The organism is Janthinobacterium sp. DSP2-3-3 (assembly GCF_049897325.1).
Taxonomy (GTDB): domain Bacteria; phylum Pseudomonadota; class Gammaproteobacteria; order Burkholderiales; family Burkholderiaceae_D; genus Janthinobacterium.
Map to the genome: position 1 here is coordinate 98,430 of NZ_JAFCWA010000009.1, position 12,397 is coordinate 110,826.

Sequence of the window (12,397 nt, forward strand, 5' to 3'; positions counted from 1 at the left end):
GAGCAAGGCAACAAGACTAAAAACATTCGCGCGACTGGCGCGTCCCGTCGATGACGCCACTGCACTGGCGCGGCGGTTCCAGCGGCGCCTTCGCCACACGCACCGGGCGCGGCGCGGCGGCCAGCACAGGCGCGGCGATGGCGAGAGCGGGCACGGCTTCGTGCGGTTCGCCCAGCAGGGTCAGCTTGGTAGCGCCCGCAGTCACGCCCGGCTGCGGGTCGACCTGGTTGCGCAGCACCAGCGACAAGCTGCCCACGCTGCGCGCCAGATCCAGGTTTTCGGCCTGTTCCGGCGTCACTTCCAGGGTCACCGCATTGACCACGCGCGGCTTGGTCTCGTCGCGTCCCACTTCCTGCGCCACGGCCAGCACCAGGATGCGTTCGAGCACGATCTTGGAAATGTTGCGGCTTTGCGGAAACGCGCGGTCGCCGGCATCCTGCTGGGTGCTCACGATGATGTCGACATAGTTGCCCGGCAAGGCGAAGCCGGCCACGCCGATCACATCGTTGACGCGCACGGTGATGGCGCGCCGCCCTTCCGTGATCAGGGCCGACAGGCCGCCCAGGGTGCCCACCGGCGCCAGCTTGGCTTCGCTCAGCGGTTCGCCGCGCAGCACGCTGGTTTTCAGCACCCGTCCCGCCAGTGTCGCCGGGTCTTGCAGCGCGCCCTGCGGCAAGCTTTCCGCCGGCCATTCGGCCAGGCGCAGCATCTCGGGCGTCAGGCGCTGGCCCAGGTTGACATCGCTGGCGGCGACGACGATCTTGCCCTTGCCGGCCGGCGTCTGGCGCAGCAGCCAGTGCGAGGCCAGCAACACGGCCAGCAGGCCCAGCACCACCGCCAGGGCCATCATCAGCAGGGCGCGCCGGTTTTTCATGCGATACGCTCGCACAGGCTGGCGGCCGGCATGTCGCAACTGGCAAACAGGCTGTTCCAGGCCTGCTCCAGGGCGGCCACTGTCAGGCGCGCTTCACAGCCGGCAAAACCGGCAAAGTCGCCTATGCGCGCCAGCAATTCCTGTGGATAGCTGGCCAGCAAGGGCCGTCCCTGCGCCCCATGTAGTTGCAACAAATGATTCAGGACCAGTTCATCGATGGCCATGCCGGCCAGGCGGCATTGCTGGCGGAACAGGGCGCGATAGGCGCTCTCGGCCAGCGCCCCCACCTGCACCTTGTAGCCGATGCGGCGCAGCAAGGCAGGATCGAATAGCTCGCCCGGCGGCACATTCGTGGCCAGCACCAGGGCGTTGTCGAACGGCACGCTGATCTGCACGCCGCCGGACAGGCCCAGCTGGTCGCTGCCGCGCGCCAGCGGCTGCATCAGCCGCGTCAGCAGCTCTTGCGCGCCCAGGCGCTGGCGGCCCAGGTCGTCGATGATCAGCATGCCGTTATTTGCCCGCACATGGGGTGGCGCCTGGTAGCAGCCGCCGCTGGCGTCATGGCGCAGCTCCAGCATGCCCGCGTCGAGCTCGGCACCCACATGGATCACGGGACGCTGGCACAGCACCCAGCGGATGTCGGTGCTACGCCGCTCCAGCGCCTGGCGCGCATGGCTGACATGCTGCGGCACGGGCGGCAAGTGCTGGGCCGGATCGTACAATTGGATGATGTCCTGGCCAACAACGATGGCGTACGGCACGGCGACCAGCCCGTGCAGCAATTGGCCCAGCTGCAGCGCCAGGGTCGACTTGCCGCTGCCGGGCGGACCGTACAGCAGCAGCGAGCGCCCCGAATGCAGGGCCGCGCCCACTACGTCGAGCATGCCCGGCCCCGCATGGGCGCTGCCCAGCAGGGCGGCCAGGTCGTCGCTGCCAACGCGCTGTTCCTGCACCAGCCACGACTGGCGCGCCACCATGGCGCGGTACGCTTCCAGGGTGACGGGGGCGGCGCCGACATACGCGCAGCGCTCGAGGAAGGCGCTGGCGCGCTGCTTGCCGGCACCCGTCAGCTGGTATTGCACGTCGATATCGGATTCGCCGCGCCAAGCCACTTCGGCCATCTGCTCGGCCACCATGAAATCGAGCACTTCCCGCAAGACATTGATCGACAGGCGCAAGCGCGTCGTCAGCGCGGACAAGTGCGTCTTGCCGCTCACAAACATCAGCTTGGCGATCAGCTCGACCACCAGCGGCCGCTCCAGGCCCGTTTCGCGCAAGCTCTTCGGCTGCGGCGGCAAGGGCGGCATCAGGTTCGCGTCGGCGGGACGCGGCGCGCTCTCGGTGCTCATGGAATAAACGACCTCGGTCATGCTGTGTCTCCAAGCCGGTTAAGACTGCATTGAACAGATTTCATTCTAGCCAGCGGGGACTGGCGCCCATTGATTCAGAGCAATGAATACCAATCAGAAATAATGCCGCGCTTGCACAACCAGGCAGCCCAGGGCAATGGCCAGTCCGTACGGCATGTTGCCCACACTGGCGCCGCTGCCCCATGCGGCGGGTGCCAGGGGAATGCCGGCCATGCGCGCGATCACGGGCCACAGCAACTGGCGCAGATTACCCAGGCAGGCGCGCCACTTGCCCTGCCAGGTGATCATCAGCACGGCCATCAGACCGCCCAGCACAAAGGTGGCGAAACAGATCTGCAACACGGGCCAGGGACCGGCAAAGGCGCCCACCATGGCGATCAGCTTGACGTCGCCGGCGGCCATGCCGCGCAGCACATATAAAGGCAAAAACAGGAAGAAGCCCGTCGCCATGCCGCCCAGCCACAACGACGGCACGCTTTGCGGCCACAGCCACAGGTGCAAGGCCAGCGCGGCGAGGATGCCGGACAGCACCAAGCCATTCGGTATCTTGCGGCGTATCAAATCACTGACGGCGGCCCCCGTCACAAAGCACAATAACAGCAGGTCGCACAAGGCAGTTGCAGGCATGGCATACCTCCCGAAGAAAAACCCGCCACCGGCCGGCCGATGGCGGGCACCCGCTTAGGGCGTCAACACCAGGTTCGACGAAATGTCGGTGAGGACGGCCACCAAGTTGGTCTTGATCAGCAAGAAACCGGCCGTGATGGCGGTAGCCATCAAGGCCGCAATCAAGCCGTATTCGATTGCCGTAATGCCATCCTCATCCTTAACAAACTGCTGTACTGCCGACAGGAAGGTATGCATGACAAGCTCCCAAAAGTGAATCACAAGTCCCTGGCGCAATCGGGTGTGAAACATTGCCCATACCTGCTAATATGTTTCCTTCCGTAAATTTCTGCGCCATTGCATTGACTATAAAGCGTCCGCATTTTGGCAAATTGACGCGCCACAAGTTTCCGCATGGAAATTATCAAACCTTATTGATATGACGGCTGACGCAAACAAATGTTGCGATCAAGATTGAAAGCCTTCGTCAAGGCAAGTTTTTTGCAATGCAGTGCATGAATCTCATGTATTTACATGAAATATTGCATACGTTAATTGCCTATTAGGCAAAAAGACATTATCCTGCTTAGCTCTTCTTTGGAAAGGCCTCTCGCCCTGCGGTAAAGAGCGTCATGCCACCAAATAAATCTTGGCTTCTTGTAGACGGACGCGAATTGCTTGACGCAATGTTGGTATGAAGAATCTTGTGTGACTACTTTCCAGAGATCGACAATGGATTCCCTACTGAAACACATGGTGGACATGACCGGGCACCGCGACCACACGATGCTCGACATCTCCGTGATCTCGGCAGTGCAAGAACTCGCTTCCGCGTCGCAGACCCGTGTGCTGGCACTGACCACCGTACGTGGCCAGGTGTTCGTGCGGTCGCGGGCCATCATCGTGGCGGGCAGCGTGGCCCGCATGGAAGAGCATAACGACCCTACCCTGCCGGGCGAACCGCTGTCGGACTATCCGGCGCTGGCCGCCTGCATCGCGCGCCATGAAGCGAGCGCCGATACCTTGTGCGCCGACGGCCGCCACCTGCTGTGGCTGCCCATCTGGATCGGCGACCAAGTCACCACCTGCCTGGAAATCACCAACCCCACGCCGTACACGGGCGCCACCATCCAGGTGATCGGCGGCATCGTCAGCGTGTACCGCAATTTCCAGAATCTGCTCGACTACAGCGAACGTGATTCGCTCACCGGCTTGTTGAATCGCAAGACCTTCGACGACCAGTTGGCGAAAATCCTGCAAAGCCGCGGCGAATCGGAAGCGGAGAAGCCGCGTTCCGTCGATGAAGAGCGGCGCCACCATACGGACACGGAACGGCAATGGCTGGCCGTGATCGACGTCGATCATTTCAAGCTGGTCAACGATAAATTCGGCCACCTGTACGGCGATGAAGTACTGATCCTGATCGCCAACCAGCTGCAATCGTCGTTCCGCTCGCAAGACCGCATCTTCCGCTTCGGCGGCGAGGAATTCGTCGTACTGCTGCGCTCGATCACCCTGGAAAATGCGCAGAAAATCATCGACCGCTTCCGCACCAATGTCGAGGCGCACAATTTCCCGCAAGTGGGCAGAGTCACCGTCAGCGTGGGCTTCGTCAGTATCAACGCCTACGAGGCGCCCGTGATCATCCTCGGCCGCGCCGACCAGGCCCTGTACTACGCGAAAAGCCATGGCCGCAACCTGGCTTGCCACTATGACGAACTCGTCGCCAAGGGCTTGCTCACCACCATCGCTTCGAACGATACCGCGGAATTTTTCTAGGCATTCTTTTGAGTGTTGAACACCTGAGAAAACGTCCATGGCGTCGTTGCAGGCGCTCGCCGTACTAGTCGTACTGTCTTCGCGCCTGCGCCTTGCCCTGAAAGTTTTTCAGGCGCTCTCTGTAAAAAACAAAAAACCTGATCAGGCGTCCGCGAGGGAAAGAAAGCGCATGGGATCAACCTGCCACTTGGCGGCCGACTCATGGCCGACGATCTTGTCGGCACCGCCGAAGCCAAAGCCGCGCGACAGGTCGACTGTCTCGGGCTTGATGTAGGCATTGCTCTTTGTACTGAAAAATACATTCACCTTCGGCGCCAGCAGATTGCTCTCGTGCGCCTCGATGACGACAGCCAGGCGGCCCGATTCCAGCATCACCATGGTGCCGACCGGATAGATCCCCACGCAGCGCATGAAATCTTGCGCAAACACGGGATTGAAATGGAATTTGCTCCACTCATAAATCTTGCGCAAGGCTTCGGCGGCGGGAATGCCCTTGTGATAGCTGCGGTCGGACGTCAGCGCGTCATACACGTCGACGATGGCGGCCATCTGTGCCAGCTCGCTGATGGCGTCACCGACCAACTGGTCCGGGTAGCCGCTGCCGTCGCGCCGTTCGTGGTGGTGCAGGGCAATGTCGAGGGGAATGGCGCCGACCTCAGGCGACTGGCACAGGATGTCGTAGCCATCGCGCGGATGGCGCTTGATCAGGGCAAATTCTTCCTGCGTCAGGGGACCGGGTTTGTTCAGCACGCTGTCGGGCACCAGCGCCTTGCCCGTGTCGTGCAGCAAGCCGCCCAGGCCGGCCTGGTGCGTGGTGGCCCCATCGATGCCCCGCGAACGACAAAACGCCACCAGCAGCGCGCACACGCTGACAGAATGCAAGAAGGTGTAATCGTCCTTGTTCTTGATGCGCAACAAGCCGACCAGGGCACCGGGGTTGCGCAAGATCGATTCGGTGATATCTTGCACCGTGTGCTGCACGCGGTCGATCTCGACGGCCTTGCCCAGGCGTACATCGGCCATCACCGTGCGCACCAGGCTCGATGCCTGCCGCCGCACCTGCGTGGCGCGCGCCAGTTCCATGCCCAGCGACACGCGCGTGACCACCTGCGGCGGCGTGGCGATCTGCACCAGCTCGCGTTCAGTGGCAGCCCGTGCCTGCGCCACCGTGGGCGCATCCTGCACGTCGAGTCCCTTGCCGCTATCGATCACCACGTCGTGGATGCCGGCCTGCACGATCTTGCGGATTTCATCGTCGCTGCGCAACAGGAAACGGTTGCGCACGAACGGGTGCGTCATCCAGTCGCAGCTGAGGTCATGAATGTACATGCCCACTTTTAATTGAGACGAATCAACTTTCTTGAGCATGCTGTCATCCCACAAATACGCGTCTGGAGCACCGAAGGCGCTAGAATGAGTATAACAAAATTGTTATTCTGCTGGCCGCGTTCGGCGCTGCGGCGCAACACCCTGTTTTTCCGCTCACCGCGCTGCTATCGGCACCCTTGCCGGGCAATGGCGCATGCACCGCTTTGGGACCCATGGAACTGCGCCAATTACGCTACTTTGTTGCCATCGTCGACCACGGCTCGCTGTCGCGCGCGGCCCTGACCCTGCATGTGGCGCAGCCTGCCCTGACGCAGCAGCTGCGCCAGCTGGAAGAAGAACTGGGCGTCCAGCTGCTGCACCGCTCGGCCCAGGGCGTGCTCAGCACGGACGCGGGCAAGGTATTTTACGAACACGCGCAAGCGATCCTGAAACAGGTGGCCGACGCCCGCTCGGCCGTCACGCAAAGCGCCACGCGGCCGTCCGGCAATGTCACCCTGGGTTTGCCGCACAGCATCTCCGGCGCCCTGGCCCTGCCCTTGCTGCTGGCCGTGCGCGAACGCTATCCTGAAATCACGCTGCAGCTGACGGAAGAAATCACGGGCAACCTCAATGAACAGCTCAAATCGGGCCGCATCAACCTGGCCGTGCTGTTCGACGATGGCCAGCTGACGCCGTTTGCCTGTAGCCCCCTGGTGGAAGAAGAGATGCGTTTTATCTGCCGCAGCGATTCGCCGTTCGCCCCCCCGGGCCAGGCACTGTCATTCCCGCAGGCATTGAACGCCACCCTGATCCTGCCGGGCTTGCAACATGGCGTGCGTCCGCGCATCGACAGCCGCGCCCGCGAACTGGGCTTGGAGACGGCAAACGTGATCGAGATCAACTCGATCGCCATCCTGAAATCGGCCATCCTGGCCGGCATGGGCGCCACCATCTTGCCGGCCGCCCCCCTGCTGGCCGAACTGGACAGCGGCGCCATGCGCAGCTATGCCATCCACAGCCCCGTGCTGTCGCGCACGGTGGCCCTGTGCGCGTCAAAGAACATTCCCCTGACGAATGCGGGCAACGCCGTGAAAAACCTCGTGCTGCAAGTGGCCGCCGAGCTGTGCGGCAGCGGGCGCTGGGTGGGGGCGAACGTGCTCTCGCCCATGGCATAAGTATTTCTTATACCCCCATCGCCAAAGCGTATTTGCCCCTTCCCCTCGGTCGTTCTACACTGACCACATTAACTATTTTAAATTTAAACTAGTTATGTGCCGCCCACACGCGGCCATCCCGTCTGCACAGCGCGCGCCTTACCGGGCGCGACCCTTGTACAGCCGCTATCTGAAACACCCTTTTGGAGACAGCCATGTCCGTGACCACGGAAAACGGCTCCGCAGCGTTCGCTAGAAACGCCGGTGCCGCGCCATCTACGCCCCCCGACACTTCCCGTTTGACCACCGTCAGCCTCGACGACAAATACACGGCCACTTCCGGCGCCATCTTCCTGTCCGGCATCCAGGCCCTCGTACGCCTGCCCATGATGCAGCGCCTGCGTGACCAGGCCGCTGGCCTCAACACGGCCGGCTTCATTTCCGGCTATCGCGGCTCGCCCCTGGGCGGCCTCGATGAAAACCTGTGGAAAGCCAAGAAACAGCTGGAAGCGCACCACGTGCAATTCGTGCCCGGCGTCAACGAAGACTTGGCGGCCACGGCCGTCTGGGGTTCGCAGCAGGTGGACTTGATCGGCCCGGCCAAGTACGACGGCGTGTTCGCCATGTGGTACGGCAAGGGCCCGGGCGTGGACCGCTGCGGCGATGTCTTCAAGCACATGAACCATGCGGGCACATCCAAATTGGGCGGCGTGCTGCTGGTGGCCGGCGACGACCATGGCGCGTATTCCTCGACCCTGCCGCACCAGTCCGACCATCTGTTCTCCGCCTCGATGATCCCCGTCTTGTACCCCTGCAATGTGCAGGAATACCTGGACCTGGGTATCCACGGCTGGGCCATGTCGCGCTTTTCCGGCTGCACGGTGGCTTTCAAGGCGCTGGCCGACACGGTCGAATCGTCGGCCTCCATCGATGCCGACCCGTTCCGCGTGGAAGTGAAGATTCCGCAAGACTTCATCATGCCCGAAGGCGGCCTGAACGCGCGCCTGTCGAGCATTCCGCTGGGCCAGCAGGCGCGCAACCAGGAAGCGCTGATGCAGGACTACAAGATCTATGCGGCTCTGGCCTACGCGCGCGAAAACAAGCTCAACCACACCACCATCGACAGTCCGAACGCCAAGCTGGGCATCATCGCTTCCGGCAAGTCCTACCTGGACGTGCTCGAAGCGCTGGAAGAACTGGGCATCGACGAGCAGATGGCGGCCGACGTCGGCATGCGCCTGTTCAAGGTGGCCATGCCGTGGCCGCTGGAACCGGACAGCGTGCGTGAGTTTGCGCAAGGTCTCGATGAAATTCTCGTGGTAGAAGAGAAGCGCCAAATCGTTGAATACCAGCTCAAGGAGCAGTTGTACAACTGGCGCGACGACGTGCGCCCTAGAGTCATCGGCAAGTTCGACGAAAAAGGCGAATGGGTGGCGCCGCGCGGCGAATGGCTGCTCACTTCCAAGGCGGATTTTTCCGTCTCGCAAGTGGCGCGCGTCATCGCCAGCCGCATCGCGCGCCTGATTTCCGATCCCGTCACCTGCGACCTGATCAAGGCGAGACTGAGTTTTCTCGACGCCAAGGATGCGGTATTGAAGAAAGCCGTCAACACGCCGTTCCGCCCCGCGTTTTACTGCTCCGGCTGCCCGCACAATACCTCGACCAAGGTGCCGGACGGCAGCCTGGCGCTGGCCGGCATCGGCTGCCATGTGATGGCCACGTCGATCTACCCGGAAATGAACAAGCTGACCACGCACATGGGCGGCGAAGGCGCGCCGTGGATCGGGCAAGCCGCGTTTTCCACACTGCCGCACGTGTTCCAGAACCTGGGCGACGGCACGTATTTCCACTCCGGCTACCTGGCCATCCGCGCCGCGCAGGCCGCCAAGGTGAACATTACCTACAAGATTCTCTACAACGACGCCGTCGCCATGACGGGCGGCCAGCCCGTGGACGGCTTGATCACCGTGCCCATGATGGCGCAGCAGGTGGCGGCCGAAGGCATCGCCCGCATCGCGCTGGTCACGGAAGATTTATCGCGCTACAGCGACCGCAGCAACCTGCCCGCCCACCTGACCTTGCACGACCGCAAGGACATGGATGCCGTGCAGCGCGAATTGCGCGAAGTGCAAGGCGTGTCCGTGCTGATCTACGACCAGACCTGCGCGGCCGAGAAACGCCGGCGCCGCAAGAAAGGCGAGTATCCGGACATCGCCAAGCGCATGGTCATCAACGACGCCGTCTGCGAAGGCTGCGGTGATTGCGGCGTGCAGTCGAACTGCGTCTCGATCTTGCCGAAGGAAACGGAATTTGGCCGCAAGCGCACCATCGACCAATCCTCGTGCAACAAGGATTACTCGTGCGCCAAAGGCTTTTGCCCCAGCTTCGTCACCATCGAAGGCGGCAGCCTGAAGAAAACCAAGACGGGCGCCGGCAAGCCGGGCGAGACGGACAACTTCGGCCCGTTGCCGGAACCCCAGTTGCCCGCCTGCGACGCGCCCTACAACATCCTGATTAATGGCATCGGCGGCACGGGCGTCATCACCGTCGGCGCGCTGATGGGCATGGCAGCCCACCTGGAAGGCAAGGGCGCGTCTGTGCTGGACATGACAGGCATGTCGCAAAAGAACGGTTCCGTCACGTCGCACGTGAAAATCGCCAAGTCGCCGGCGCATATCCGCGCGCAGCGCATCGCCACGGGCGAAGCGGACCTGATTCTAGGGTGCGACATGCTGACGGCCGGCGCGCAGGATGCCGTGTCGAAAATGCGTCCGGGCCGCAGCCTGGCCGTCGTCAACCTGCACGAGCAGCCGCCGGGCACGTTCACGCAAAATGCCGACTGGCAATATCCAACGGCGGAAGTGCGCCAGCTGATCGAAGAATCCGTGGGCGGCGCCGACGCGGCCGACTTCATCGACGCGACCAAGCTGGCGACCGCGCTGATGGGCGACTCGATTGCCGCCAACCTGTTCATGCTCGGTTACGCCTGGCAAAAGGGCCGCATCCCGTTGACGGAAGCGGCGCTGCTGCGCGCCATCGAATTGAATGGCGTGGGCATAGCGTCGAACAAGAAGAGTTTCCTGTGGGGCCGCCGCGCCGCCGTCGATGTGCGCAAAGTCACGCAAATCGCCACGCCGTCGCAAGCGATCATCGTGCAAATGCCGCAAAGCCTCGATAGCGTCATCAAGAAGCGCGTGGAATTCCTCACCGCCTACCAGAACGCCGCGTATGCGCACGGTTATTTGACCCTGGTCAACCAGGTGCGCGACCGTGAGAATACCCTGGGACTGGGCCAGAAGCTGTCGACCGCCGTGGCCAAGAGCTATTTCAAATTGCTGGCCTACAAGGACGAGTACGAAGTGGCGCGCCTGTACACGGATGGCCGTTTTGTGGAACAGTTGCAACAGCAGTTCGAAGGCAATTTCTCCGTGAAATTCAACCTGGCGCCGCCGCTGTTCGCCAAGAAAGATGCGAAGGGGCACCTCGTGAAAGCGGAGTTCGGTTCCTGGATGTGGCGCGCCTTCAAACTACTGGCGAAAGCCAAGGGCCTGCGCGGCGGCACCTTCGACGTCTTCGGTTATACGACCGAGCGCAAGATGGAACGCGCCCTGATCGTCGACTACCGCGAACTGCTGGCCGGCCTGCTGGTCAACCTGACGGCAGAGAACCTGGCTACCTGCGTGGAACTGGCATCGCTGCCCGAAAAAATCCGCGGCTTCGGCCACGTCAAGGAAGCCGCTGTCGCCACCTACCGCAAGGACAAGGCGAGATTGCTGGCGGTGCTGGCGGATGGAAGCAAGCACGCGGCCTAGCAAACCGGTAGGGCAATGAAAAACGCAGAGCCTCGGCTCTGCGTTTTTTTTATGCGTCCGCGCAGCGCCCCACCGTCGCTCCCGGCAACAGCACGGGCTGCCAGATTTCCTGCAGCCGTTCCGGCGGCGTACCGGCCAGCAGGGATTGCAGCATTTCGACCATCTTGGCGCCAGCGCGGCGCAGGTCGGGCTGGGCTATGGTGGTGACGTTGATGCCAATCAAGGTGTCTTCCACATTGCCCCAGACAATGACGGAGACTTCCTTGCCGATCTCGATGCCCGCATCCATCAGGGCGCGCACCACGCCCACGCCGGACAGGTGATTATCGACGATGACGGCCGTGGGACGGGGCGAGCAGGCCAGCAATTGCTGCATGGCCTGGTAGCCGCTGCGGCGGTCGAAGGTATTGTCGAGCAGATAGCGGGAATCCAGCGGCAAGCCCGCCTGCGCCATGCAGCGGATAAAGCTTTCCTTACGCTCAAAGGCGAAATGCAAATCCAGCGGCGCGCTCAACAGCGCGATGCGCTGGTGGCCGTGTGCTGCCAGGAAAGACACGGCCAGGTCGATGCCCGTGTCGTTGTCGTAGTCAAAATACGCGTAGGGCGCATCGATGCGCGTACGGCCATTTGCAACAAAAGGAAAGCCCACCTTCGTCAGGTAGGCGATGCGCTCATCGACCACCTTGGTACGGCCTACCACCAGGCCATCGACCTGGCGCCCGCGCACCATGGTTTCATACGAGGGCTGTTCGTTCTGCGGCGACACGGGGGCGATGATGAGGCTCATCTTCGACGCTTCGACGGCGTCGGACATGCCATTCACCACGGAAAGAAAGACACTGTCGCCCAGGTCACTGGGCAGCAGGGGATAGATCATGCCCAGCACATTGGTGCGGCCGACGGCCAGGCTGCGCGCCAGTGGGTTGGGCCGGTAGCCGACTTTCTTGGCGGCGGCCAGGACGATTTCACGGGTGCGGGAATTGACTTCCGGATAGCCGTTCAACGCCCTGCTGACTGTCGTTTTCGACATGCCGAGGGCAATTGCGAGGCTCTTGAGATTCATCTGTTAACTACCTGTCTGTATGGCAAAAGAAACCAACTCTGACCGTCAATTATAGCCCAGAGCGCCAAGCAGGCCGCGCATTACCGTGCGCCGCAATGGTAGAAAAACAACAACATATTGACACTCTAGAAAGTACTTTTTAAAGACGGCCATGTCTGCTTCGTCCACAGCATGGCAGCGTTCATGGCTGACTAAGAATGGCTGCAAGCGACAGCGGGTACTCACTTTACCAAGTAGGGTGCCAGCTTCGGCGTGCCGGGTTTGCAACATCAGGCGCGCAGAAAAAAATTATCAAGAAAGCATAATTAGCTGGAACTATGCGAGAATTTGTCCTACTCTTGATTCAGGTAAAGATTACCTGCAGACATGTTGCGCCCCCCCGGCCTGACTTTTCCTCTCCTGCGCACGCCTGGGCATACTTTCAAAGGTGA

General features: G+C 61.9%; 9 protein-coding genes. 3 read left to right on the plus strand and 6 right to left on the minus strand.

Annotation, left to right across the window (positions count from 1 at the left end):
- Positions 1 to 16: 16 nt before the first annotated feature.
- From cpaB to ACP7DE_RS18665, 4 genes are all read right to left on the minus strand, one after another.
- A complete protein-coding gene (gene cpaB / locus ACP7DE_RS18650; protein WP_426073475.1) occupies positions 17 to 874 on the minus strand; it encodes a Flp pilus assembly protein CpaB in 858 nt (285 codons plus the stop codon).
- On the minus strand, positions 871 to 2,244 hold the full coding sequence (locus tag ACP7DE_RS18655; RefSeq protein WP_426073476.1) for an ATP-binding protein: 1,374 nt from the start codon (positions 2,242 to 2,244) through the stop codon (positions 871 to 873). The genes cpaB and ACP7DE_RS18655 overlap by 4 nt, the downstream gene beginning before the upstream one ends.
- 93 nt (positions 2,245 to 2,337) lie before the next feature.
- Positions 2,338 to 2,871, minus strand: coding sequence for an A24 family peptidase (locus ACP7DE_RS18660; RefSeq protein WP_426073477.1), 534 nt, complete (start codon positions 2,869 to 2,871; stop codon positions 2,338 to 2,340).
- Positions 2,872 to 2,925: 54 nt separating this feature from the next.
- A complete protein-coding gene (locus ACP7DE_RS18665; protein WP_426073478.1) occupies positions 2,926 to 3,108 on the minus strand; it encodes a Flp family type IVb pilin in 183 nt (60 codons plus the stop codon).
- Positions 3,109 to 3,582: 474 nt separating this feature from the next.
- Here ACP7DE_RS18665 and ACP7DE_RS18670 point away from each other — a divergent pair, with 474 nt between their 5' ends.
- Complete coding sequence (locus tag ACP7DE_RS18670) at positions 3,583 to 4,629, plus strand: GGDEF domain-containing protein (protein WP_426073479.1); 1,047 nt, start codon at positions 3,583 to 3,585, stop codon at positions 4,627 to 4,629.
- A gap of 141 nt (positions 4,630 to 4,770) precedes the next feature.
- Here ACP7DE_RS18670 and ACP7DE_RS18675 read toward each other — a convergent pair whose 3' ends face one another.
- A complete protein-coding gene (locus tag ACP7DE_RS18675) occupies positions 4,771 to 5,997 on the minus strand; it encodes an HD-GYP domain-containing protein (RefSeq protein ID WP_426073480.1) in 1,227 nt (408 codons plus the stop codon).
- 173 nt (positions 5,998 to 6,170) lie between these two features.
- Here ACP7DE_RS18675 and ACP7DE_RS18680 point away from each other — a divergent pair, with 173 nt between their 5' ends.
- Together ACP7DE_RS18680 and ACP7DE_RS18685 are read left to right on the plus strand one after the other, a co-directional pair.
- Positions 6,171 to 7,112 (plus strand): LysR substrate-binding domain-containing protein, encoded by a 942-nt coding sequence (locus tag ACP7DE_RS18680; protein ID WP_426073481.1) that lies wholly within the window; start codon positions 6,171 to 6,173, stop codon positions 7,110 to 7,112.
- Positions 7,113 to 7,306: 194 nt separating this feature from the next.
- Entirely contained in the window at positions 7,307 to 10,903 is a 3,597-nt protein-coding gene (locus tag ACP7DE_RS18685) for an indolepyruvate ferredoxin oxidoreductase family protein (RefSeq protein ID WP_426073482.1), read from the plus strand.
- Between the two features lie 49 nt (positions 10,904 to 10,952).
- On the opposite strand, the gene ACP7DE_RS18690 is transcribed toward ACP7DE_RS18685, so the two are convergent.
- Entirely contained in the window at positions 10,953 to 11,966 is a 1,014-nt protein-coding gene (locus ACP7DE_RS18690) for a substrate-binding domain-containing protein (protein ID WP_426073483.1), read from the minus strand.
- Between the last annotated feature and the right edge of the window lie 431 nt (positions 11,967 to 12,397).

Coding starts and splice junctions, on each gene's coding strand:
- cpaB (WP_426073475.1), bottom strand. CDS start 874: ATGAAAAACCGGCGCGCCCTGCTGATGATGGCCCTGGCGGTGGTGCTG.
- ACP7DE_RS18655 (WP_426073476.1), bottom strand. CDS start 2,244: ATGACCGAGGTCGTTTATTCCATGAGCACCGAGAGCGCGCCGCGTCCC.
- ACP7DE_RS18660 (WP_426073477.1), bottom strand. CDS start 2,871: ATGCCTGCAACTGCCTTGTGCGACCTGCTGTTATTGTGCTTTGTGACG.
- ACP7DE_RS18665 (WP_426073478.1), bottom strand. CDS start 3,108: ATGCATACCTTCCTGTCGGCAGTACAGCAGTTTGTTAAGGATGAGGAT.
- ACP7DE_RS18670 (WP_426073479.1), top strand. CDS start 3,583: ATGGATTCCCTACTGAAACACATGGTGGACATGACCGGGCACCGCGAC.
- ACP7DE_RS18675 (WP_426073480.1), bottom strand. CDS start 5,997: ATGCTCAAGAAAGTTGATTCGTCTCAATTAAAAGTGGGCATGTACATT.
- ACP7DE_RS18680 (WP_426073481.1), top strand. CDS start 6,171: ATGGAACTGCGCCAATTACGCTACTTTGTTGCCATCGTCGACCACGGC.
- ACP7DE_RS18685 (WP_426073482.1), top strand. CDS start 7,307: ATGTCCGTGACCACGGAAAACGGCTCCGCAGCGTTCGCTAGAAACGCC.
- ACP7DE_RS18690 (WP_426073483.1), bottom strand. CDS start 11,966: ATGAATCTCAAGAGCCTCGCAATTGCCCTCGGCATGTCGAAAACGACA.